21 protein-coding genes and 1 pseudogene are annotated in these 23,845 nt (G+C 53.5%); 11 read left to right on the forward strand and 11 right to left on the reverse strand.

The genetic code is table 11. From position 1 onward, the window contains the following. Positions 1 to 5 precede the first annotated feature (5 nt). Complete coding sequence (locus tag ABGB15_RS04530) at positions 6 to 278, forward strand: GNAT family N-acetyltransferase (RefSeq protein WP_152082124.1); 273 nt, start codon at positions 6 to 8, stop codon at positions 276 to 278. Between the two features lie 35 nt (positions 279 to 313). Here ABGB15_RS04530 and ABGB15_RS04535 read toward each other — a convergent pair whose 3' ends face one another. After that, positions 314 to 1,543, reverse strand: a complete 1,230-nt coding sequence (locus ABGB15_RS04535) for an amino acid permease (RefSeq protein WP_152082123.1) — start codon at positions 1,541 to 1,543, stop codon at positions 314 to 316. Positions 1,544 to 1,661: 118 nt separating this feature from the next. Further along, positions 1,662 to 2,123 carry a multidrug/biocide efflux PACE transporter gene (locus ABGB15_RS04540; protein ID WP_152082122.1) on the reverse strand — a complete coding sequence of 154 codons (462 nt, stop codon included), beginning with the start codon at positions 2,121 to 2,123 and terminating at the stop codon, positions 1,662 to 1,664. 100 nt (positions 2,124 to 2,223) lie between these two features. Here ABGB15_RS04540 and ABGB15_RS04545 point away from each other — a divergent pair, with 100 nt between their 5' ends. The 3 genes from ABGB15_RS04545 (at position 2,224) to ABGB15_RS04555 (ending at position 5,367) form a co-directional block, all read left to right on the forward strand. Continuing rightward, positions 2,224 to 3,090, forward strand: coding sequence for a LysR family transcriptional regulator (locus ABGB15_RS04545; protein ID WP_215722567.1), 867 nt, complete (start codon positions 2,224 to 2,226; stop codon positions 3,088 to 3,090). Between the two features lie 93 nt (positions 3,091 to 3,183). Beyond that, positions 3,184 to 4,362 (forward strand): acetyl-CoA C-acetyltransferase, encoded by a 1,179-nt coding sequence (locus ABGB15_RS04550; protein ID WP_152082120.1) that lies wholly within the window; start codon positions 3,184 to 3,186, stop codon positions 4,360 to 4,362. Between the two features lie 321 nt (positions 4,363 to 4,683). Continuing rightward, on the forward strand, positions 4,684 to 5,367 hold the full coding sequence (locus ABGB15_RS04555) for an oligogalacturonate-specific porin KdgM family protein (protein ID WP_152082118.1): 684 nt from the start codon (positions 4,684 to 4,686) through the stop codon (positions 5,365 to 5,367). Between the two features lie 204 nt (positions 5,368 to 5,571). Here the strand turns inward: ABGB15_RS04555 and ABGB15_RS04560 are convergent, their stop codons facing one another. Continuing rightward, on the reverse strand, positions 5,572 to 6,747 hold the full coding sequence (locus ABGB15_RS04560; RefSeq protein ID WP_215722568.1) for an oligogalacturonate lyase family protein: 1,176 nt from the start codon (positions 6,745 to 6,747) through the stop codon (positions 5,572 to 5,574). Between the two features lie 413 nt (positions 6,748 to 7,160). Between ABGB15_RS04560 and kduI the strand changes: the two genes are divergently transcribed. From kduI to ABGB15_RS04575, 3 genes are all read left to right on the forward strand, one after another. Next, positions 7,161 to 7,997, forward strand: coding sequence for a 5-dehydro-4-deoxy-D-glucuronate isomerase (kduI, locus tag ABGB15_RS04565; protein WP_215722569.1), 837 nt, complete (start codon positions 7,161 to 7,163; stop codon positions 7,995 to 7,997). A 63-nt stretch (positions 7,998 to 8,060) separates the two neighbouring features. Then, positions 8,061 to 8,822, forward strand: coding sequence for a 2-dehydro-3-deoxy-D-gluconate 5-dehydrogenase KduD (gene kduD, locus ABGB15_RS04570; RefSeq protein WP_152082115.1), 762 nt, complete (start codon positions 8,061 to 8,063; stop codon positions 8,820 to 8,822). A gap of 314 nt (positions 8,823 to 9,136) precedes the next feature. Continuing rightward, positions 9,137 to 10,552, forward strand: coding sequence for a sugar porter family MFS transporter (locus ABGB15_RS04575; protein WP_152082114.1), 1,416 nt, complete (start codon positions 9,137 to 9,139; stop codon positions 10,550 to 10,552). A gap of 81 nt (positions 10,553 to 10,633) precedes the next feature. On the opposite strand, the pseudogene ABGB15_RS04580 reads toward ABGB15_RS04575, so the two are convergent. From ABGB15_RS04580 to ABGB15_RS04600, 5 genes and pseudogenes are all read right to left on the reverse strand, one after another. Continuing rightward, positions 10,634 to 11,760 (reverse strand): annotated as a pseudogene (locus ABGB15_RS04580) (oligogalacturonate lyase family protein). A 67-nt stretch (positions 11,761 to 11,827) separates the two neighbouring features. Then, positions 11,828 to 13,114 (reverse strand): ABC transporter substrate-binding protein, encoded by a 1,287-nt coding sequence (locus ABGB15_RS04585; RefSeq protein WP_215722570.1) that lies wholly within the window; start codon positions 13,112 to 13,114, stop codon positions 11,828 to 11,830. 13 nt (positions 13,115 to 13,127) lie between these two features. Next, complete coding sequence (locus ABGB15_RS04590; RefSeq protein ID WP_215722571.1) at positions 13,128 to 14,255, reverse strand: ABC transporter ATP-binding protein; 1,128 nt, start codon at positions 14,253 to 14,255, stop codon at positions 13,128 to 13,130. Between the two features lie 12 nt (positions 14,256 to 14,267). Beyond that, the gene (locus ABGB15_RS04595; RefSeq protein ID WP_152082110.1) at positions 14,268 to 15,170 is read right to left on the reverse strand and encodes a carbohydrate ABC transporter permease; all 903 of its coding nucleotides are present in this window, start codon (positions 15,168 to 15,170) and stop codon (positions 14,268 to 14,270) included. Further along, positions 15,163 to 16,053: a carbohydrate ABC transporter permease gene (locus tag ABGB15_RS04600; protein WP_152082109.1), complete on the reverse strand. Its 891-nt coding sequence runs from the start codon at positions 16,051 to 16,053 to the stop codon at positions 15,163 to 15,165. The genes ABGB15_RS04595 and ABGB15_RS04600 overlap by 8 nt, the downstream gene beginning before the upstream one ends. A 532-nt stretch (positions 16,054 to 16,585) precedes the next feature. Between ABGB15_RS04600 and wzz(fepE) the strand changes: the two genes are divergently transcribed. Further along, a complete protein-coding gene (gene wzz(fepE), locus ABGB15_RS04605; protein ID WP_215722572.1) occupies positions 16,586 to 17,710 on the forward strand; it encodes an LPS O-antigen length regulator Wzz(fepE) in 1,125 nt (374 codons plus the stop codon). Positions 17,711 to 17,750: 40 nt separating this feature from the next. On the opposite strand, the gene ABGB15_RS04610 is transcribed toward wzz(fepE), so the two are convergent. After that, the gene (locus ABGB15_RS04610; RefSeq protein WP_152082107.1) at positions 17,751 to 18,074 is read right to left on the reverse strand and encodes a cupin domain-containing protein; all 324 of its coding nucleotides are present in this window, start codon (positions 18,072 to 18,074) and stop codon (positions 17,751 to 17,753) included. A gap of 135 nt (positions 18,075 to 18,209) precedes the next feature. Between ABGB15_RS04610 and ABGB15_RS04615 the strand changes: the two genes are divergently transcribed. Next, complete coding sequence (locus ABGB15_RS04615; protein WP_152082106.1) at positions 18,210 to 18,902, forward strand: aspartate/glutamate racemase; 693 nt, start codon at positions 18,210 to 18,212, stop codon at positions 18,900 to 18,902. Here ABGB15_RS04615 and ABGB15_RS04620 read toward each other — a convergent pair. Then, entirely contained in the window at positions 18,897 to 19,823 is a 927-nt protein-coding gene (locus ABGB15_RS04620; RefSeq protein ID WP_152082105.1) for a LysR family transcriptional regulator, read from the reverse strand. The genes ABGB15_RS04615 and ABGB15_RS04620 overlap by 6 nt on opposite strands. Before the next feature lie 123 nt (positions 19,824 to 19,946). Here ABGB15_RS04620 and lysA point away from each other — a divergent pair, with 123 nt between their 5' ends. Continuing rightward, a complete protein-coding gene (gene lysA, locus ABGB15_RS04625) occupies positions 19,947 to 21,209 on the forward strand; it encodes a diaminopimelate decarboxylase (RefSeq protein ID WP_215722573.1) in 1,263 nt (420 codons plus the stop codon). Here the strand turns inward: lysA and ABGB15_RS04630 are convergent. Continuing rightward, positions 21,179 to 22,216 carry a LacI family DNA-binding transcriptional regulator gene (locus tag ABGB15_RS04630; protein ID WP_152082103.1) on the reverse strand — a complete coding sequence of 346 codons (1,038 nt, stop codon included), beginning with the start codon at positions 22,214 to 22,216 and terminating at the stop codon, positions 21,179 to 21,181. The genes lysA and ABGB15_RS04630 overlap by 31 nt on opposite strands. A gap of 300 nt (positions 22,217 to 22,516) precedes the next feature. Here ABGB15_RS04630 and ABGB15_RS04635 point away from each other — a divergent pair, with 300 nt between their 5' ends. After that, positions 22,517 to 23,842, forward strand: a complete 1,326-nt coding sequence (locus ABGB15_RS04635; protein WP_152082102.1) for a PTS sugar transporter subunit IIC — start codon at positions 22,517 to 22,519, stop codon at positions 23,840 to 23,842. The last annotated feature ends 3 nt before the right edge of the window (positions 23,843 to 23,845 follow it).

Consider the following 23,845-nt stretch of genomic DNA (forward strand, 5'->3'; position numbering starts at 1 on the left):
GAACCATGGAGATTCTGGAAGGCCATAACAAATTTTATGTTAACGATGCAGACGGTAATCAGGTAGCTGAGATTGTTTTTGTCCCGACCGGAGAGCATCTGAGCATTATTGAGCATACCGATGTGGACCCAAGCCTTAAAGGGCAGGGGGTAGGTAAGCAACTGGTGGCAAAGGTGGTGGAGAAGATGCGCGGTGAGAAGCGTAAAATTATCCCGCTGTGCCCGTTTGCTAAGCACGAGTTCGACAACACGCGGGAGTATGACGATATTCGTGCCTGAACCGTGTGCCCGGCATCGCGCCGGGCATAGACGGATTAACCCACAAACATTACCGACACACACAGCACGCCGACGATAAATGTCAGCAGGTTGCCGGTGGAGCGGTACTGTTTCAGCGACGGGATCAGGTACGTTGAAAGCGTTGGCATAATGAACAGGATCAGGGCGATAAGCGGGCCGCTGATGGCGTAAATCATCGAGATGGCATTCGGGTTAATGCAGCACACCGCAAAGGTAATCAACGACACGCCCAGAATCGAAATCGCGCGGTTAAAAGCGCGGCTTTTCTTCATGCCGACCTGATTCAGTGACGATTTCACAATCTCGGTCGCCCCTTCAATCACGCCAAAATAAGTACCAAGGAACGATTTCGACATTGCAACGATTGCCACAATAATCCCGGAGATGCCGAGCCACGCCGGAGAAGAGGGCATCATCGACAGCGCCGACAAGATCGTCACCCCTTCCTCCTTCGCCGCCACGATATATGACCGTGGAATAGAAAGCAGGCAACTGAACACAAAGAACAGCACGCTCAGGCAGATGATCAGATAGGCCACCTTCATGATTTTTTTGCATTTACCCATGGCCTCGTCACCATACTTCTCCCGACGGTCAACGGCGAAGGTCGAGATAATCGGGGTATGACTAAACGCGAAAACCATCACCGGGATCGAAATCCACACCTGGTGCAGCGTATGGTTATCGAACGCCATCTGGCTGGTAAGCAGCGACGGCTGCCAGCTTCCGGTCAGATACAGCGAAACAAACAGGAAGTAGGCGATCAGCGGGAACACCAGAAAGCCCATCACCCTGATGGTGATGTGCCGTCCCATCAGGAAGATGGCATTCAGGACCAGCACGACACCAAAACTCACCAGCATTCGCAGGGCAGTATCCACCGTCATATGCTTCGCCAGCTGTTCCGTCAACGAGTTGGTGATCGCTACCGCATAAATCAGCACCACCACAAAGAAGGCAACGAAATAGAGAGTTGTGATGAGATTGCCGATCTTCTTGCCGTAGTAATGCGTGACGGCTCCGGTGATCCCTTCATTCCCATTTGTTTTCGATGAGAGGATAAACTGTGCCAGCGCTTTGTGCGGCCAGTAGGTTAAGGGATAGGCCACAAGGGCGGTAATGAGCAGGACAATCGCGCCTGCGGAGCCGAGCTGAATGGGCAGAAAGAGCGTTCCTGCGCCTACGGCTGTGCCATAGAGGGCGAAACTCCAGAGAGTCTCTTCTTTTGACCAAATTTTCGACATTAGAGCAACGTATCAACTATAAAACCAACAAAAAGGAGTGCAATTTACCATAATTCTGTGGCGAGGTCGCAGTTGCTTCGGAGGGGCTGGCCGGAGCGGGTGTCCGGCCAGTGGGACGTTAGCTTGCCAGGGCGCGACGCTGCTGGCGGCGTTTGATGAATTTCTCACGCAGGGTGTCATACGCCCAGTTATAAAACATGGTGTACGGCAGGAAGAACAGGAAGAACCCGATTTCAAGCGTGAAGGCCTGCAAAAGTGTTACGCCCAGAACGGCGGCGACAATAGACACGCCGATCACAATAAACCCGCACTCAAATCCCAGCGCATGCAGCGCACGTACTTTGGCCGTGCGTTTAACGCGCTGTACGGGCCAGAAACGGTCGAAGCCGAAGTTATAAATAATGTTCCAGAGCATCGCGGTCGTCGCCAGGATGATGGTAAGCCCGCCCATTTCAACCACTGAGCGCTGCATTAACCATGCGGCGGTGGGAGCGAGAATAGCCGTGGCGATCCCTTCGAAGCAGACGGCGTGGAAGATCCGCTCTGGCAGCTTTCGTTGGAGTGTATCCTGATGTTGCATAGTGACCTCATGATTCGCCGGTATGGGCGTTGATGCGGCCTATTCTTATCGTTAAAGATGATATATAAAAGATAGTATCCATCGTAAAAGTAGATACTTCATGCGTTATTCACCCGAAGCCCTGACGGCGTTCGTTGAAACGGTTGCGGCGGGATCGTTTTCCGGCGCTGCCCGTCGTTTGCGTAAAAGCCAGTCCACCATCAGTACCTCCATTGCGAACCTTGAAGCTGATTTAGGGTTTGAGCTTTTTGACCGCTCGGCGCGCCAGCCGGTGTTAACCGCCCAGGGGGAGCAGGTGCTTGGCTATGTACAATCGATCCTGGCGGCCAGTGCGCGCCTGGATGAGCTGGCAGTGTCGTTAACCGCGCAAACAGAGGCGCGCCTGACGTTTGTGCTCTCCGATACGCTCAACCCGGACGTGCTGGAAGATTTGCTGAGTCAGTTCGATCACCGCTTTCCTCACACGGAATTTGAGTGCCTGATCGGTGAGGATGAGGACGTTATCGATCTGCTGCAAAAGGAGCGGGCACAGATTGGTCTGACGGAAGCGCGCGACAGCTACCCGACCGGTATTGGCGTCACCCGGCTTCCGATGCAAACCCGAATGGCGATTTATGTTTCGACAACGCATCCCCTTGCCGGGCTGCCTGAGACTCAGGCTGATGAGCTGCACGGCTGGCGTGAGCTACGGCTGAATACCTATCTCGAACGCGAGCCGACGCTGGCGCGCGGGCCGGTCTGGTCGGCACCGAATTACCTGTTACTCTTGAGTATGGCGGTGCAGGGCTTTGGCTGGTGTGCGTTACCCTGTGCGCTGGTGGATGAATTTGCCGCGGCGAAATCGCTCGTGCAACTGAACGTTCCCGGCTGGCCACGCACGATCGCTATCGATCTGCTCTGGAACAAACGAACCCCGCCCGGCGTCGCCGGTAGCTGGCTGCGGCAGTATTTGCAGGAAGCGCGCTAATCCTTGTGATTAAACTCACTAATTTTAAACAATTGCGATAATTTTTGATAACAATCCTCTACTATCGTCCTGTCATTTTGCACAGAGGTCGTGATGAAAGATGTCGTTATAGTGGGTGCGTTACGTACGGCTATCGGCTGTTTTCAGGGAGCGCTTGCGCGCCATTCTGCTGTTGATCTCGGCAGCGTGGTGGTCAAAGCACTGGTGGAACGCAGTGGGATCGCCGCACACGAAATTGACGAGGTGATCCTGGGCCAGGTGCTGACCGCTGGCGCGGGGCAGAACCCTGCGCGGCAGGCGGCGCTGAAAGGCGGTCTGCCGAACACCGTGTCTGCAATAACCATCAACGACGTCTGTGGTTCCGGTTTAAAAGCACTGCATCTTGCGACGCAGGCTATTCAGTGTGGCGAAGCAGACGTGGTAATTGCCGGTGGGCAGGAGAACATGAGCCGCGCTCCGCACGTACTGACCGACAGCCGCACCGGCGCACAGCTGGGTAACAGCCAACTGCTCGACAGCCTGGTTCATGACGGACTGTGGGATGCCTTCAATGACTACCATATGGGCGTGACGGCGGAAAACCTGGCGCGCGAGTATGGGATTAGCCGTGAGCTGCAGGATGCGTATGCGCTTAGCTCGCAACAAAAAGCCCGCGCCGCGATTGATTCCGGGCGCTTCCGGGCTGAGATCGTTCCGGTCAGCACTCTGCGCCAGAACGGCGAAGCCGTGACGGTCGATACCGATGAACAACCGCGTACCGATGCCAGCGCTGAAGGGCTGGCAAAACTCAATCCTGAGTTTGAAACTCTCGGCTCGGTGACGGCGGGGAACGCCTCTTCCATTAATGACGGTGCCGCCGCTGTTATGATGATGAGTGAAAGCAAAGCGCTGGAGCTTGATCTCCCGGTGCTGGCGCGAATCAAGGCCTTCGCCAGCGTGGGCGTTGACCCTGCGCTGATGGGGATTGCCCCTGTGTATGCGACCCGGCGCTGTCTTGAGCGTGCGGGCTGGCAGCTCAGCGATGTGGATCTGATTGAAGTCAACGAGGCCTTTGCTGCGCAGGCAATCTCGGTCGGTAAAATGCTGGAGTGGGACCCGTTGCGGGTCAACGTCAACGGCGGAGCCATCGCGCTCGGCCATCCTATCGGCGCTTCTGGTTGCCGCATCCTGGTATCGCTGGTTCACGAAATGATGAAGCGTGACGCCCGCAAAGGGCTGGCAACGCTCTGTATCGGCGGTGGGCAAGGGGTTGCATTGGCCATTGAGCGGTAGTTATCCGTGCCCGGCCTACATTAAAACCTCCTTTCGGGAGGTTTTTTTTGACAGTCAGAATTATATTTTTACTCTTATCAGCTCTTTCTTAAGTTCTCTCCGGTGCTTGCACTCCTAATTATTCTCCTCGCTAACGTTTTAGTGTGATCTCTCTCCTGAAATTTAAGGTTAATACCCGCGTTTTGTTGATGGGTGTCACGTCCATCTTTGCCAAAAAAAATGAAACAAATAATTTCGATCCTGGTCACTAAAATAACGTTATTTAAAAAATAAACTGCAGTTCCATAAAAACGAAACGTTATTTTAATTGAGGGTTTTTTCATGTTTAAGAAATCTCTGGTCCTTGCTTCTCTTATTGGTGCATCTTTTGCGGCTCAGGCCGTTACCGTCGATCTGCGTCATGAATATATCGACAGTGGTTCGAATGCCGATCGTGTTTCGGTTTCGCATCGCTTTGCGAACGGCTTAGGTTTTTCTGTAGAAGCAAAATGGAAATCAGGTGGTGACAAGGCTGACCAGCCTTTTGCGGATGTCGTCGGCAACGGTCATGAAGACCAGATTAGCTGGCGCTGGAAAGCGACAGACAATATCGCGCTGACGCCAGCGTTCACGATTGAGAGTAATGACAGTCGTACCATTTATAAGCCGAATCTGCATTTGCAATATAGCTTCGATAATGGTTTCTACGTGGCGGCGCGCTACCGTTATGAATATACCCGTTATCCGTCAAGCGCGAATAAAGACGATGATAAAGTTAACCGTGGCGATGCGTGGATCGGTTGGGTACTGGGAGACTGGCGTACCGAGCTGAATTATGTTTATGCGAAAAGCTCTGAAGGGATGATCCGTAACAATAATAAAGATTACTCTAACGAATATAACGCCAAGCTGGCCTACAAATGGGATAAAAACTGGGCACCGTATGTTGAAGTGGGTAACGTGGGCGTGAAAGAGACCGACGAACGTCAGACCCGTTTCCGTTTAGGCGTGGCGTACTCTTTCTAAAATAATAAGCAGTACCTCCGGGAAAAGGCCGGCTCGTTTGAGCCGGTTTTTTTGCGCCCAGAAAACGCCGGGTGGCGATGTGCGGGATAAAGCGGATTTTGTAGGCCCGGTAAACGCAGCGCCACGGGGCAAAAAGCGCGCATTGAGCAAAAAAAAGCCCCCCGAAACGGAGGGCAAGGCCAGTTACAGAAACATTAACTCAAATCATGCATGCAACATTTCAGGTTGCTCGGGGAGTTTCGCGATATAGAGAGCCGGTTTGCCGTCTTTATCGGAACTGTACAGCACCGCACGGTCATCCGGTGTAAAGGATGGATGCGGGTGGGTGACCTGGCGGCTGTTGGCCACCGTCGCCCAGGAGGTGTCGTGACGGGCAATACGGAAGTATGCTTTTTTCGCCACGTCAAAGGCATAGAGATAAGGATCATTGTCAATGGTGTAACCGCTGGTGTCCTTCACGTCCACCGGTGTGCCTGAACCGTCACCCACCAGCAGCGTACCGTCAAAATTGCTCATCAGATGCGAGCAGGCTGGCATTGGCATCACTGCCTCGTTAACGCCGGTATCCGGGTTGTAGCTGTAAATGGTGCGCCCCTGCTGACCTTTCAGGTAGGAGACATACACCAGCGCAGAACCGTTTGGCACCCAGAATTCGTGAGTACAGCTTTCACCTTCCGCATGTGCTTTCACTTTGCGCACGTTACTGCCGTCCTCATTGACCAGCCACATACGGGCGTCTACCAGGTCGTGCGGCCCTTCATGGCAGAAGGCCACGGTATGGTCATCGAACGGGCGGTAAATAGGATGGCCGAGCCAGCTCTTCTCTTCGTGGATGGTCGTGCTTTCGCCGGTTTTCAGATCCACGCGCAGCAGGCGACAGTGTGGCCCTTTGTGGAAAAAGTCGTGGAAGATTTTCCAGTCGTTGAGCGGCGTCCAGTCGCTTTTGGCAATCTCGATGCCGACCAGTTTGGTGCAGTCACTGTTGGCAACCCATGTGCCGTAACCGACCCACTCGTCCGCGACGCGATACACTTCGCGTTCTGCCAGCGTCTGCAAATTCACTTCCAGCAGCGTGCGATCGTTCTTCACATAGTAGAACGATTTGTCATCCGGCGAGAGGAACCCGCCAAAGGTGTTATCACCCGCACCTTCTGTCAGCTGCACCGCCTCGGCTTTTTTCAGATCCAGCAGGTAGTAGTTCCAGTGGCCGTCGAACTCCCCGGCAAACAGCAGATGGCTGCCATCATTAAAGAAGCACTTCTGGTAAAAGTAGTTGCGATGACAGGTTACTTCGGGTGGGGTCAGGCGGGTGACTTCCACGCCTGTATCCGGATCGTGGCTGACTTCATAGTTCAGCTTGACCCGCATACCTTTAGCCATAATGCGCTCCTTTATTACGATGAATGATAAGTTTAAAAACTGAGTGTCAAATTATCAAAACATCGTTTCAATATGTGTGACTGGTGGCGCAATTCGCAAGATTAATTCAGCCTGGCGATCCCATCTTTGATTTTTAACACCGAATGTTTTTTACACCGTCGTATTTCAAAGGTTTTATAATTGATTGTTTATTATGATTAATATCCATGATTGCTTCGCTCTTGTCTGTGTCAATTCCCCAACAATCGTGATCAAAACATCATTTTCGGCATAAATTTGCAGAAAAAGTGAAACGTTGTTTTAAATGTAATTGAAAACCCAAATCTGTGCGGATACTATGTGCCTATCATGAAAACGGAACATTGTTTCGTTAATTATCTTTGCCTTCGGGCACGATCAATCTGGAGGTTAACGTGGACGTCAGACAAAGCATCCACAGTGCGCATGCGAAAACGCTGGATACCCAGGGGCTGCGCAATGAGTTTTTTATTGAGAAGGTTTTTGAAGCCGACCAGTACACCATGGTCTACAGCCACATTGACCGCATCATTGTGGGCGGGATTATGCCGGTGACGAACACGGTTTCCGTTGGCAGTGAAGTGGGTAAACAACTGGGCGTGAGTTATTTTCTGGAGCGTCGCGAGCTGGGCGTGATTAATATCGGTGGGCCGGGCACCATTACCGTAGACGGGCAGTGTTATGAGATCGGCCACCGCGACGCGCTGTACGTCGGCAAAGGTGCAAAAGAAGTGATCTTTGCCAGCGTCGACAGCAGCAAGCCTGCGAAGTTTTACTACAACTGCGCGCCAGCACATACCACCTGGCCAACCAAAAAAGTCACTCCTGCGGACGTAGCGCCCGTGACGCTTGGCGATAACCTCACCAGCAACCGTCGCACCATCAACAAATACTTCGTGCCGGATGTGCTGGAAACCTGCCAGCTCAGCATGGGGCTGACCGAGCTTGAGCCGGGCAACCTGTGGAACACCATGCCGTGCCACACTCACGAACGCCGCATGGAGGTCTATTTCTACTTCAACATGGAAGAAGACGCGTGCGTGTTCCACATGATGGGGCAACCGCAGGAAACGCGTCATATCGTGATGCATAACGAGCAGGCCGTAATCTCTCCGAGCTGGTCCATTCACTCTGGCGTGGGCACCCGCGCGTATACCTTTATCTGGGGTATGGTCGGTGAAAACCAGGTCTTTGATGACATGGACCACGTTGCTGTAAAAGATCTGCGCTAGTCGCGGGCAGTTAAGCATAAACCTGCCTGTTCGTGACAGGCGCTGAAAGAGTAAGGAACAAACATGATTCTGGATGCATTTTCTCTGCAGGGTAAAGTGGCGGTCGTTTCCGGTTGTGACACCGGGCTGGGCCAGGGCATGGCGTTAGGTCTGGCGGAAGCGGGCTGCGATATCGTCGGTATCAACATTGTTGAGCCTACAGAAACGATTGAACGCGTCACCGCGCTGGGCCGCCGCTTCCTGAGCCTGACTGCCGATCTGCGTAAAATCGACGCTATTCCTGAGCTACTGGATCGCGCGGTGGCAGAATTTGGTCATATCGACATTCTGGTGAACAACGCCGGTCTGATCCGTCGTGAAGACGCGATCAACTTCAGCGAGCGTGACTGGGATGACGTAATGAACCTGAACATTAAGAGCGTGTTCTTCATGTCTCAGGCGGCAGCGAAACACTTTATCGCCCAGGGTAAAGGCGGCAAGATCATCAACATCGCCTCCATGCTCTCCTTCCAGGGCGGCATCCGCGTGCCGTCTTACACCGCGTCAAAAAGCGCCGTAATGGGTGTGACGCGTCTGCTGGCGAACGAGTGGGCGAAGCACAACATCAACGTCAACGCGATCGCTCCCGGCTACATGGCAACCAATAACACCCAGCAGTTACGTGCGGACGAACAGCGCAGCGCGGAAATCCTCGACCGTATTCCGGCGGGCCGCTGGGGTCTACCGAGCGACCTGATGGGGCCGGTGGTGTTCCTGGCCTCTCCGGCATCTGACTATATCAACGGCTACACCGTGGCGGTTGACGGTGGCTGGCTGGCGCGTTAATCCGGCTTTGCGAAACAACCTCTGCCCTCGGGCGGAGGTTTTTTTTTGCTCAAAAATTGCCATTATCCATATCCTCAAAGATGAAAAATCCATACTAAAAAAATCATGAATGATGCGCATCACACTTTAATTTCTTAAAAATTAGCTGGTTAACAAATCATGGTGATAATTCGCCAGAAGTTTAAATTGTAATGTCCATCACAGTTCACTATGTCGTAGCGAAATAATCCATATCTTCACCCTTTCCGGCCTGACACTTTTTCTCGCTATCTCGTAATTTCAGTTAACGAATTTCGCTGTTCAGGCAGGAAACTATGACATCTGTAAATGACTCTACCCTTATGCCCGCTGCACTGCGGGATACCCGACGCATGAACCAGTTTGTCTCCATCGCGGCGGCCGTGGCGGGCCTGTTGTTCGGACTGGATATCGGCGTGATTGCCGGAGCGTTACCCTTCATTACCGATCACTTCACGCTGAGCAACCGCCTGCAGGAGTGGGTGGTGAGCAGCATGATGCTCGGCGCGGCCATCGGCGCACTGTTTAACGGCTGGCTGTCGTTCCGGCTTGGGCGTAAATACAGCCTGATGGTCGGGGCGATTCTGTTCGTTGCAGGCTCTATGGGCTCCGCGTTTGCCACTAACGTCGAAGTGCTGCTGCTCTCCCGCGTGCTGCTGGGGGTGGCGGTGGGGATTGCCTCTTACACCGCGCCGCTTTATCTCTCCGAAATGGCGAGCGAGAACGTGCGCGGCAAGATGATCAGTATGTATCAGCTAATGGTCACGCTCGGCATTGTGCTGGCATTTTTGTCCGATACGTATTTCAGCTATAGCGGTAACTGGCGTGCGATGCTCGGCGTGCTGGCGCTGCCTGCAGTGTTGCTGATTATTTTAGTCATCTTCCTGCCAAACAGCCCGCGCTGGCTGGCGCAAAAAGGCCGCCATGTAGAGGCCGAAGAGGTACTGCGTATGCTGCGTGATACCTCGGAAAAAGCGCGTGAAGAGCTGAATGAAATCCGTGAAAGCCTGAAGCTGAAGCAGGGCGGCTGGTCGCTGTTCAAAGTGAACCGCAACGTGCGCCGCGCGGTGTTTCTCGGGATGTTGCTGCAGGCGATGCAGCAGTTTACCGGGATGAACATCATCATGTACTACGCACCGCGCATCTTCAAAATGGCCGGGTTTACCACCACCGAGCAGCAGATGATCGCCACGCTGGTGGTGGGGCTGACCTTTATGTTCGCCACTTTTATTGCAGTGTTCACCGTGGATAAAGCCGGGCGTAAACCGGCGCTGAAGATTGGCTTTAGCGTCATGGCGCTCGGTACGCTGATCCTCGGCTACTGCCTGATGCAGTTTGACAACGGCACGGCCTCCAGCGGGCTTTCGTGGCTCTCAGTCGGTATGACGATGATGTGTATCGCCGGTTATGCGATGAGCGCCGCACCGGTGGTGTGGATCTTGTGCTCCGAAATCCAGCCGCTGAAATGCCGCGACTTCGGCATCACCTGTTCCACCACCACTAACTGGGTGTCGAACATGATCATCGGCGCGACCTTCCTGACGTTGCTGGATGCAATTGGCGCAGCGGGCACCTTCTGGCTCTATACGGTGCTGAACGTGGCGTTTATCGGGATAACGTTCTGGCTTATTCCTGAAACCAAAGGCGTGACGCTGGAACACATTGAACGCAAGCTGATGGCAGGGGAGAAGTTACGCGACATCGGCGTGTAATGTTATTGCCCGGCGGCGCTACGCTTACCGGGCCGACAAGTTTGAACAGGCCGGGTAAGGCGGAGCCGCCACCCGGCTTTTTTACACCCGCGCCAGGTAAAGCGCGGGCATCCCTTCCTCATCCGACGTATACAGCACCCACTTATTATCCGGCGAAAATGACGGATGCGGATGCGTGACCTGGCGGTCGCCATCCAGCACTTTCCAACTGGTGTTGTGCTGGCAAATGGCTTTCTGCGTTCCGGCATGAATATCAAATACCCAGATAAACGGGTCGTTCAGGCTGATATCCCCCGTATTATGTGGCGCACCGTCGCCGACAATCAGCGAACCATCATGGTTACTCATCAGGTGCGAGCAGGGCGGAATCGCCATTAGCTGGCGGTTTTCCAGCGTTTGCGGATGAGCGCTGCACAAATAGCGATTAGAATCGTTCTCTTTATGTTCAACGTAGTACAGCGCCGAGCCGTCCGGTACCCAAAACTCATGGGTAAAACTTTCACCCGTGGCATGCTGGCGAACTTTGCGCACGTTGCTGCCGTCTTCGTTGATAAGCCACATACGGGCGTCGATGGCATCGCGCGGGCCTTCGTGGCAAAACGCCACGGTGTTGTCATCAAACGGGCGATAGATCGGATGCCCAAGCCAGCGGTTTTCCTGCAACATCACCCGACGCTCGCCGGTGCGTAAATCAATATTAATCAACCGGCATTCCGGGTTAGTGAAGTAAAACGCGCGGAACTTGCCCCAGTCGGTCAGTGGCTGCCAGTCGCGCTTGTTGATTTCAATGCCGACCAGTTTTGTGCAGTCTGAATTCGCGACCCAGGTGCCGTAGGCCACCCATTCGTCATCCACCTTATAGACGATGCGCTCTGCAAAAGAAGAGAGATCGACGCACCGTAGTTCACGGTTATTTTTGACATACCACAGCGATTTATCATCGTCCGATAAAAAGCCACCGAACGTGTTATCACCAGCGCCTTCCGTCAACTGAGTCGCCTGCTGCTGCGTAATATCCAGCAGATAGTAGTTCCAGTGTCCTTCGAACGCGCCGCCAAAAATCAGTTTATTGCCATCGCGGGTAAAGCATTTTTGGTAGAAGTAATTACGGTGGCAAATAATATGCGGGGCGTCATCCGTATCACCTCGTGCCCGGTTTCACTGTCCTGACGCGTGCAGAAACGTAACGGGATGATTTTGCCTTTCATTGTTCTCTCCTTGAGATAAAAAAATACCCCGCCGCGCGGACGGCAGGGTATTCACAGTGACAATGGATTAACGCATGGCGCGTTTCAGGATGCGTTCAGCCTGACGCTGGAAGTCAGCGGCAGTCTCTTCCACGGTTTTCTGTCCGTAGTCGATGTACTGCAGAGATGTACCGAACTGCGCCACAATTTGCGGATCGTCAAAATAAGGTGACACAGAGAGTTTCGCGGGCAGAGACTGGGCCAGACGCAGACCTGCGACAGAAGGATCGCTCTCTTTGATGGTGCCATCTTCTGTCAGGAACTGCACCGCCGCTTTGCTCAGCGGTACGCCGCGCTCCAGGCCCAGCGTATCGACACCCTCTTTGCTGTTCAGCAGGAAGTTAATCAGCTTCGCCGCCGCTTCCGGGTTTTTCGTGGATTTACCAATCGACAACATTTGTGCCGGTTTAAAGAACAGACCCGCGTCGGTCGCACCTGGCAGCATCGGGTAGTTGCCCAACTCCAGTTTTGCCGGTGGCTTCAGGTTGTCGGAATATTTGTTGATAGTGGAGTTCCACATGTAAGTGCCGCCCCATTCGCCCTGTATCCACGGCTTCATCTCGTACATGTTGCTCTTACCAAACGACGCATAGTATTTGGTGTCCGGCATCACGTGGCTGTCCACCAGCTTTTTATAGGTCTGGAAGAATTCAACCCACTGTTCTTTGCTGTAAGAGAATTTTTTGGTTTTCTCGTCCACGGCAGGGATGTTGTATTTCTGAATCATGTAAGAGTTCAGCAGCGCCAGCGTGTCCTGGTGCTCCAGTACCACCGGGTAATACTGTTTGCCGAGCTTGCTCTCGAACGCTTTACCGGCCGCCATCAGTTCGTCCCAGGTTTTCGGGTATTCAACGCCCGCTTTTTTCCAGGTTTCGTCATTGAAATAGAAGACGCGCGCCGTCACGGAGATCGGAATGCCGTTCAGCTTGCCGTTGACGGTGGTGGACTGCAGCTCTTTTGGATCGAATTGCGTTAAGTCGATCACGTCCTTCATTTTGTTCAGATCGTAGAAGCCGTCGCCGTTTTTAGAGAAGATCGGCAGCCAGTTCCAGTTGGTCTGCATCACGTCCGGCTCGGTGCCGCCCGCAATCTGGGTGGTCAGACGGGAGAGGTGACCGTCCCAGCCGGTGTACTCCGCTTTTACGTTGATGTCCGGGTTCTGTTTATGGAACTCCTCCAGAGCTTTCAACGTGACCTGGTGGCGGCCATTACCGCCCCACCAGGACATACGTAAATCAACATTTTGCGCCATCGATGGCAAAGCAGTCAGGCCCAGGGTAGCGGAGATTGCTGCGCTTAAAAGCACTTTTTTCATTTTTATTACTCCATCAGAGAGAGAGGTTCTGTTCAGTTTTTGCGTCAAAAATATGACATTTATTCATATCGAACTTGAAATACACCTTACGATGAAGACCTTTATCAATCATCGGCTTAGCTTCATCAGAAGGAATTCGGGCGGTCAGTTCATAATCCGCAACTTTCAGATACACAAAGAATTCGTGGCCCATGTTCTCCACGCGCACCATTTCGCCGCTGCAACCGCCCTCTGCGAACGGTTCATCGGAGAGAGCAACGAATTCCGGGCGCACGCCGTAGAAGATCTCCTGGCCTGCATAAGCAGAGACTTTCTCCTGCTTTTCCGCATTTAACGGCATGGTTTCATGGCCGATAGCGATGTGCAGTTGCCCCTCTTTTTCCACCAGAAGGCTTTTACGAATGTTCATTTCCGGCGCGCCGATAAAGCCCGCCACGAACATGTTTTTCGGCTTGTGGTAGAGGTTATCGGGCGTGTCCACCTGCATGATGTGACCGAGCTTCATCACGCAGATGCGGTCGCCCATGGTCATCGCTTCTGTCTGGTCGTGGGTGACGTAGACGGTGGTCGCCGGTTTACCCGATTTCTTCAGCTGTTTGTGCAGGTCAGAAATACGGATACGCATCGAGGCGCGCAGCTTGGCGTCGAGGTTTGACAATGGTTCATCGAACAGGAACACGTCTGGCTTTTTCACAATTGCACGGCCTACAGCCACACGCTGGGCCTGGCCGCCGGAGAGCTGGCGAGGCAGGCGGTCGAGCAGCTCTTCCAGTTCGAGGATTTTGGCCGCTTCGTTCACCTGCGATTCAATCTGATCTTTCGGCAGCTTGCTCAGCTTCAGGCCGAAAGCCAGGTTCTCGCGCACGGTCATGTGTGGGTAGAGCGCATAGTTCTGGAACACCATCGCAATCCCGCGCTCTTTCGGCGCGAGGTTATTCACGATCTTGTCGCCGATACGGACTTCACCACCGCTGATGGTTTCCAGCCCGGCCAGCATACGCAGGGTGGTGGATTTGGCGCAGCCGGACGGCCCGACAATCACCATAAATTCCCCCTCAGCGATTTTAAGGTCGATAGCATGTACCGCTTTGAAGCCGTTGGAGTAGACCTTTTCCAGTTTGTTGAAGATAACTTCAGCCATGATATTTCCCTCTTAACCTTTAATTCCGCTGCTGGTAACGCCCTGTACGAAGTAGCGCTGTGCCAGGAAGAAGACAATGATGGATGGCAGAATGGAGATGCTCGCCATTGCCAGAATTTCGTTCCACGGCGCACCTTCGGTGACGTCGATGGACATTTTCAGAGCCAGTGCAATCGGGTATTTATCCACGCTGTAGACGTAAATCAGCGGCCCGATGAAATCGTTCATTGACCACATGAACTGGAACAGGGCGACGGAGATAATGGCCGGTTTCAGGATCGGCACCACCACGTACCACAGCACCTGGATAGAGTTGCAGCCGTCAATTTGCGCGGCCTCTTCCATGTCACGCGGCACGCCGCGCAGGAACTGGATCAGCATAAAGACGAAGAACCCCTGCGTGGCGAAGGCCAGCGGCAGGTACAGCGGCATGTAGCTGTTCAGCATGCCCATTTCACGGAACATCAGGTACTGCGGGATCAGCAGCACAGTGCTTGGCAGCAGCATGGTGGTGATGAGCGTGGCGAACCAGAATTTCTTCCACGGGATCTCGAAGCGGGCAAAGCCATAGGCCACGATGGTGGAGGAGATAATGGTCAGGATCACTTTCGGGATCACATACTTAAAGGTGTTCAGCATGTAATGGCCGAAGTTGTACTCGGTGCCGGTTTTCCAGCCATTCACAAAGCCGTCCCAGGTGGCGTGGGCAGGCCACAGGCTCAGGGTGGTGAAGATCTCGTGGTTCGGTTTGAACGACGCCGAGAACATCCACACCAGCGGGTAGAGCATCAGCAGGCCGACAATCAGCAGGATCACATAGCGAATGCTGGCGTTAATTTTTTCTCTGCGCAGCGTGCGGGCCACTTCGCGTTCCGCAATGCTTCTCGCCGTGGAGAGTTGTTGGATATCAGCCATTTTTGCCTCCTTTATCGGCGGAATAGAACACCCAGTATTTCGACGACTTAAAGGCGATACCGGCAAAGACGGCCACGACCAGGAACAGAACCCAGGCCAGCGCCGCGCCGTAGCCCATATCGAAATATTTGAACGCCGTGTCGTAGATGTAGAGCGAGAACAGGTAGGTCGAGTAGGTTGGTCCCCCTCCGGTAATCACATACGGCCCGGTAAATTCCTGGAACGCCTGCGTGGTCTGCATAATGAAGTTGAAGAAGATCACCGGTGTAATCAGTGGAACGGTCACTTTCATGAACATCTGCCACTTAGAGGCTCCGTCAATCATCGCCGCTTCATACTGCGACTGCGGCACGTTTTGCAGTGCCGCGAGGAAGATGACCATCGCGGAACCAAACTGCCAGACGCGCAGCAACGTGACGGACATCAGCGCCAGAGAAGGCTCACCGAGCCAGTTCACCGGATCGAAACCAAACACGCCGATAAAGCTGTTCAGCAGGCCATCAATAGCAAACAGCGCGCGCCACAGAACGGCAATGGCGACGGAGCTGCCGAGGATCGACGGAATATAGTAGGCAGTACGGAAGAAGCCGATGCCGCGTAATTTAAAGTTCAGAACAAACGCAATGCCCAATGCAAAGGCGAGCTTTAAAGGAATGGTCAAAAATACATAGGCAAACGTCACACCCATTGATTTCCAGAAGAGGGTGTCTTCGGTAAACATGTAGCGATAGTTCTCAACGCCGTTAAACACCGGCGGGCTCATCAAATCGTACTCCGTAAAACTGAGGAAGAACGATGAGACAAAGGGGAAAGCCGTAAAGAGTATCAACCCAATTATGTAAGGTGATATCCACGCGAGCCCCAGCAGTTTGTTTTCATTCATACATACCTACCTGGCAATCAATGGTTTAAAACGGAATCTGCTTTTGTTACAACGCCTCATGCTCGCATGAGGGGGAGTGTTCAGGATGATATTTGCGAGTTCTGCTCCATTTAACTTTGTTTTTTCACGCTTTTTTTGATTTATCCTTGTTTCATACTCGTTGAGTTTCAAAACATGCGAACCGCCGTTTTTGAATACTAAAACATCGTTTTATTTTATTTTATTGCTATTTATTTCCGCGTCATTCGCTTAATGATGGAAATGTGATCACGGTCGAAACGCTGTTTCAATAAAGTGAGTGGGGTGGCATTTTTAACGTTGATATGCACAATCCGGTACGAAAAAAAGGAAGTGGGAAGGGGCAGGCTGAGGATGAATAACAGTGTTAATACGCTGAGTCTCCCTACTAATTTTGATAGCCAGGTCTCGTGTTTTGTTAAACGGATTTCAGATAAATCTTACTTTCTTGTATTATCGGCTTTCAGGGATCTCAGAGCAGTTTTAACTGCGCTATCACAACAGAAGAATTGTTATGTCAGTCATGGATTTCAAAAAAAATACGGATGTGGATTTCTCCCGCCATGCCTCCCCGGTACATGCGCACAACGAGATTGACCTTTCAGGACTGCTGATGGTGTTGTACGCCGCCAAAAAACGCATCGTGGTGACGATGCTGGCCTTTGCGTTAGCCGGTCTGGCGATAGCCTTCCTGCTGCCACAGAAGTGGACCAGTAAAGCGGTGATTACCCCGGCGGAACAGACGCAATGGAATCCCCTGCGCCAGATGTTGGTTTCACTGGAGGTGCTGGATGTGGATGTTAAAATTACCCGCCCGGACGTGTTTAACCTGTTTATCAAAAAGTTTCAGTCACAATCGTTGCTCGAAGAGTATATGAAAAGCTCGCCTTACGTGATGTCTCAACTGGAAAGCACAAATGTAGACCCAATGGAGCTGCACCGCGCGGTGGTTAACATCGCGGAGAGAATGAAAGCGATAGATAACACACAGGTGAAAGAGGCGTACAAAGTGCCATATGTCTCCTGGACATTGAGTTTCACCGCCCCGACAGCAGAAGATGCCCAGACGGTGCTGGATGGCTATATCACCTATATCTCCCGCATCGTTGAGCAGGAAGTCATGCAGAATATCCGTAATCAGGTGACGCTAAAGGCGAAAGTGGTAAAAGAGCAGCTGGATCTCGATCGTGTGCGCCTGACGAATATTCATAAAACGAACCTGCAGCGCCTCAATTACTCGCTGGAAGTGGCAAATGCGGCGGGCATTAAAAAGCCGGTCTACAGCAATGGACAGGCAGTAAAAGATGATCCGGATTACTCCGTCGCGCTGGGTGCCGATGGTATCGCGCAGAAACTGCAAATTGAAAAAAGCATGAAGGATGTGGCCGAGCTGAACGCAGACTTCCAGAACCGTGAATACTACCTGGCTCAGTTGCAAAAACTCTCCTTTAAAGATGTGGAGCTTGAGCCGTTTAAATACCAGCTCACGCCGTCAATGCCGGTGAAAAAAGACGGTCCAGGTAAAGCGCTTATCGTTATTCTGGCCAGCCTCCTGGGAGGGCTTATTGCCTGCGGCAGCGTACTGTTACGCGAAGCGATGCTTGCCCGCAACCCACTGCCTGAGCCGGTAACAGAATAAATTAACCAGATAAAAAAGGGGCGCTCTGCAGCGCCCTTTTTTATTTAAGAAAATCTTCGCGCACCGGGGTGAAGGTATCCAGCAGGGTACCGGGCTTCAGGCAAACGCAGCCGTGCATAATGTGCGGTTCTTTATAAAGCGTATCGCCCGCCGTCACGACATGCTTTTCTTCACCAATCGTGAATTCGAACTCGCCTGAGAGCACGTAGGTTAATTGCTCATGCGGATGGTTGTGCATCGGGCCAATGGCACCTTGCTCAAAATTGACCTCTACCGCCATCATTTTACCGTCATGCGCCAGAATGCGACGCGTAACGCCATTGCCCAGATCTTCAAGCGTCGTCTCTTTATGGAAAATAAACATCTCTCCGCCTTATTATGTTATGAAACATTGTTTCATTTAATTTATCTCACTCGCGGTTAAAAGGAAACGATTCGCCAAAGAACTGGAAAGGCGATCACAAGTTTGCTTCACTGGAAGAAACGCAAAGGAGAGATAATGAAAACGATCGGTCTGTTAGGTGGCATGAGCTGGGAATCAACGATCCCTTACTACCGCCTGATTAATGAAGGGGTGAAGCAGCGTCTGGGTGGTCTGCATTCGGCGAGCCTGCTGCTGCACAGTGTGGATTTCCATGAAATCGAAGCCTGCCAGTCGAGCGGCGACTGGGACAAGGCGGGAGAAATACTGGCTGACGCCGCGCTTGGTCTGCAGCAGGCGGGGGCGCAGGGCATTTTACTCTGCACCAACACCATGCATAAGGTGGCATCACATATTGAAGATCGCTGTTCGCTGCCGTTCCTGCATATCGCCGATGCGACCGGACGTGCCATTACCGCATCCGGTATGTCGCGTGTGGCGCTGTTAGGCACACGCTACACCATGGAGCAGGATTTTTATCGCGGCCGTTTGCACAGTGAGTTTGGGATTGAAAGCATCGTCCCGGATGACGCCGATCGGGCGCGAATTAATCAGATTATCTTCGACGAACTCTGCCTGGGCACCTTCAGCGAACCCTCCCGCACGTATTATGTCAGCGTGATTGAGAAACTGGCGCAGCAGGGGGCGGAAGGGGTGATCTTCGGCTGCACGGAAATCGGCCTGCTTGTACCGGTTGAGCAAAGCCCGATCCCGGTATTTGATACCGCTGCCATTCACGCTGCCGATGCCGTCGAGTTTATGCTGTCATAATGGGTTTTGTCGGTCAGGTAAGCGAAGCGCCACCTGACGTGCGTGCTCAATCAGATGCCCGGTAAAAGCCTCCACCAGTGCGGATGCCGGACGGTGTACCGGGCGAATCAGGCTTACGGTGAACGGAACCGATACACTAAACGGGCGGATGACAATCTCGCTCCCGGCGTAGTCCAGCGCCGTGAGCGGGTTAACCACCGAGACGCCAACCCCCGCTCGCACCATGGCGCAAATCGACGCGGCGCTGTGCGTTTCGACCACCATCCGCCGCTTCACCTGATGCTCGGCAAATAATGCATCCAGCAGCTGTCGGTAGCTGTCGGTTTGCGACAGGCTAATGTAGTTTTCACCGTGGAAATCCGCAGGCGTGAGCACCTCTTTACTGGCAAGCGGATGCCCGGCGGGTAACACGCACACTTCATCTAAAGAGAGCAACTCCGTGCGCTCTGTTCCTGCTGGCGTGGCAAGGGTTTCCGTCAGCCCCAGATCGTGACGCTGTGCCGAGAGCCACTCTTCGAGCAGCGGCGACTCCTGCGGCACAATAGTGAGACTGACCTCAGGGTAACGGGCGAGAAAAGGCTGCAGCAGCATCGGCAGGAACGACTGGGAAAATACCGGCAGGCAGACGATGGACAGCTCGCCCTGACGAAACTCGCGCAGGCTTTCTGCTGCGCTAACAATCCTGTCCAGCCCGTACCACGAGCGCTGAACTTCCTCGAACAACCGTAAGCCCTGAACCGTGGGATGGAGTCTGCCGCGCGTGCGCTCAAACAGCTTCAGCCCCAGCACCTTCTCAAAACGCGCCAGTTCGCGGCTGACCGTTGGCTGCGAGGTGTGCAGCATTTGCGCGGCTTCGGTGAGATTACCGGTGGTCATCACGGCATGAAAAATCTCGATATGGCGAAGGTTAACGGCGGGCATAGAACACCTGATGTCTGAACGTAATCCATATCATTTTTGCATAGACTCACGATAAAACGATATTTTTTATTCTCTTCGCGCTGTGGCGTAATCATAAAAAAATGTGACCGCCCGGAGAAGACCATGCCACGCCCGCTCAACCAGACTGATACCGATTTGAACGCCGATAACCTGCTGCGCCTGCCTGCCGAATTTGGCTGCCCGGTGTGGGTGTATGACGCGCAGATCGTCCGCGAGAAGATTGCCGCCTTACATCAGTTTGACGTGGTGCGTTTTGCGCAGAAGGCCTGCTCCAACGTTCACATCCTGCGCCTGATGCGCGAGCAGGGGGTGAAAGTTGACTCCGTATCGCTGGGCGAAATCGAGCGTGCGCTGGCGGCCGGGTTCGACCCGAAAACCGACAGCGATGCGATTGTCTTTACCGCTGACCTGATTGACGATGCCACGCTTGCGCGCGTACATGAACTGCAGATCCCGGTAAATGCGGGTTCTGTGGATATGCTGGAACAGCTTGGACAGGTCTCCCCCGGTCATCGCGTCTGGTTGCGCGTAAACCCTGGCTTTGGTCACGGTCATAGCCAAAAAACCAATACCGGCGGTGAGAACAGCAAGCACGGTATCTGGTATGCCGATCTGCCTGCGGCGCTGGAGGTGTTGCAGCGCTATAACCTCACGCTGGTGGGCATTCATATGCATATCGGCTCCGGTGTGGACTACGGTCATCTTGAGCAGGTGTGCGGCGCGATGGTGCGCCAGGTCGTCGACTTCGGCCAGGATCTGGAGGCGATCTCTGCCGGTGGTGGTCTGTCCATTCCTTACCGCGAAGGGGAAGAGGCGATCGATACCGCTCACTATTACGGCCTGTGGAACGCTGCACGCGATAAAATCGCCGCGCATCTGGGCCACCCGGTGAAACTGGAAATCGAACCGGGACGTTTCCTGGTGGCGGAGTCCGGCGTGCTGGTGGCGCAGGTGCGTAGCGTGAAAGAGATGGGCAGCCGTCACTTCGTGCTGATTGATGCAGGCTTCAATGACCTGATGCGTCCGTCCATGTACGGCAGCTATCACCACATCACGGCGCTCGCTGCCGATGGTCGTGATTTAACCCAGGCTCCCCGCGTTGAGACGGTCGTCGCAGGCCCGCTGTGTGAATCTGGCGATGTGTTTACCCAGCAGGAAGGCGGCAAAGTGGAGACCCGCGCGCTGCCTGAAGTGCAGCCGGGAGACTATCTGGTATTGCACGATACCGGCGCATACGGGGCGTCTATGTCGTCTAACTACAATAGCCGCCCACTGCTGCCGGAGGTGCTGTTTGATCGCGGCGTGGCGCGATTGATCCGCCGGCGCCAGACCATTCAGGAACTGCTTGCGCTGGAACTCTTCTGATTAAAATACGGTCCCGTTGTCACCGAGTCGCGTAACACCAGCGTGCCGGTAAACGGCGGGATCGCTTCGACAGGCTGGTTTTTAGCCAGCCGGATCGCCTGGTCGATCGCCGTGACGATCATGTTGTCGATCGGCAGATACACCGAAGACAGCGCAGGCTCCAGCCATTTTGCACTGGGTGCATCGTCAAATCCAAACAGCGAAATATCCTGCGGGATCTTAAGCCCGGCCTGGTGTAATGCTTTGGACGCGCCGAGCGCCATATCATCGTTACAGGCAAACAGGGCGGTAAACGGAACCTTTTCGGCAATCAGCTCCCTGCACAGTTCATATCCCCGCGTCATCCCGGCATCACCGTATTTAATTCGCCGTTCGTCCAGGCGAATGCCATGCTTTTCCAGCGCTTTACGGTAGCCCATCAGGCGCGCTTTACCGGTTGGCGTATGGATAGGCACCGTCATACAGGCGATCTCCCGATGGCCCTGGCTTATCAGGTAATCCACCGCTTTGAAAGCGGCATCCTGCTGTTCGAAAAAGACGCAGCGATCCGCCGCCTGGCTGACTTCACGGTTGATGATTACCAGCGGCGTTTGCACGCTGTTGATCAACTTCATGATCGTCTTTTCGCTCATGTAGCGCGTGTAGAGCACAATGGCGTCACATTTGCGATCGGCCAGCATCTGCACCGCCTGTTCTTCCTGCTCGGGCGCGTCGTGGCCGTCGGTGACGATCAGCTGCTTTCCGTGGGTTTCCGTCTGGCGTGAGGCCTGTTGCAACAGGCGACCGAAGTAAAAACCGTCGAAAGTAGAGACCACCAGACCAATGCTGTTGCTGGTCTGGTTGGCAAGGGAACGCGCGAGAAAGTTCGGGCGGTAGCCCAGCTCTTCCATCGCAGTGAACACCTGCTGACGCGTACTCTCTTTAACCTGACCTGTGCCGTTCAGCACGCGCGAGACGGTGGCCTTCGACACACCCGCACGTAATGAGACATCCAGCATTGTTGCCATTAGAAATTCCTGCTTCCACATAATGGTCTGCAGTTTAACACAGACCATCCGGCGCATAAGCGACGCGGGCAGGGCAAAATCCCCATCACGATCACGCTTTTCGGTAACGATCCGCCAGGCCGGAATAAATGTCGGCAAGTGGTATGCCAAATTGGTCATAAATCGTAATCTGGAATACCTCTGGCGGCATTGAGAGCTTAATCACAGAACAATATTTGCCCAGAAGCTATTTTTGGTATGCCAATAGTATCCGGCTGTACACCTTATTCAATAAAAGCCCTTTTACTGAGGTATTACCCTATGGCATTACAGGAAAAACTGATCGACGCTCTGGGCAGTTTTGCCACCAAATTCAATAGCTATCGCTATATCATGGCGATTAAGTCTGCTTTTATTACCTTAATGCCGGTCATCATCGTTGGCGCATTCTCCGTGCTGATCTCCAACATGGTGCTGGACCCTAAAAATGGCCTGGCGAGCTTTCAGTCGCTGTCATTCCTGGCGGCGCTAAAGCCGATCACCAGCGCGCTGAACTACGCCACGCTTAACTTCCTCAACATCGGCGCGGTGTTTTTAATCGGCATTGAGCTGGGGCGGATTAACGGCATCAAGTCGCTGTTCCCTGGCCTGCTGGCGGTGATCTGTTTTATCTGCGTGACGCCGACCACCGTAGAGATGCTGGTGGACGGCGAGATGCACGTGGTGAAAGACGTGCTCCTGCGCCAGTTCTCAGATACCCGAAGCCTGTTCCTCGGTATGTTTATCGCCATTTTATCCGTGGAGATTTACTGCTGGCTGGAAAACCGCAACGGGCTGAAAATCAGAATGCCGGACACCGTGCCGCCTAACGTGGCCGCGTCATTTTCTGCCCTTATTCCGGCGATTATTACCACCACCGCCATTGCCACCTTTGGCTTCGTTTTCCATCAAATGACCGGCATGTATCTGTACGACGCGGTTTACCAGGTGGTGCAACAGCCGCTGGAGCGTGTGGTGCAAAGCCTGCCGGGTATTCTGCTGCTGATGTTTGTCGCCCAGCTGTTCTGGGTGATTGGCATTCACGGTAATCAGATGATCAAGCCGATCCGCGAGCCGCTGCTGCTGGGGGCGATCACCGTCAATATGAGCGCCTTTGAGCAGGGCAAAGAGGTGCCGAACATCATCACCATGCCGTTCTGGGACGTGTACATGAGTATTGGCGGTTCCGGCCTGACTATTGGCCTGCTGATCGCCGTCATGATTGCCACCAAACGCAAAGAGATGAAAGAGATCGCCAAACTTTCCATCGGACCGGGCATTTTTAATATCAACGAGCCGGTGATCTTCGGCATGCCAATCATGCTCAATCCGATCCTCGCCATTCCGTTTATCATCACGCCGCTGGTGACTGGCTCTATTGGCTATTTTGCTACCGTAACCGGTTTTGCCGGTAAAGCGGTGGTGATGGTGCCGTGGACCACGCCGCCGCTGGTTAATGCCTGGCTCTCCACGGCAGGCTCGATGGGGGCGGTGATCACCCAATTGATCTGCATTGTGACGGCGGTCATTATCTATCTGCCGTTTGTGAAGATCGCATCGCGTCGCGCAGAGCAGGCTGCGCTGCAACAAGCCACCGACAATGCGTGAGGA

It is taken from the genome of Enterobacter sp. MALB-1, from assembly GCF_041021625.1.
In the GTDB taxonomy this organism is placed as follows: Bacteria; Pseudomonadota; Gammaproteobacteria; order Enterobacterales; family Enterobacteriaceae; genus Enterobacter; species Enterobacter oligotrophicus.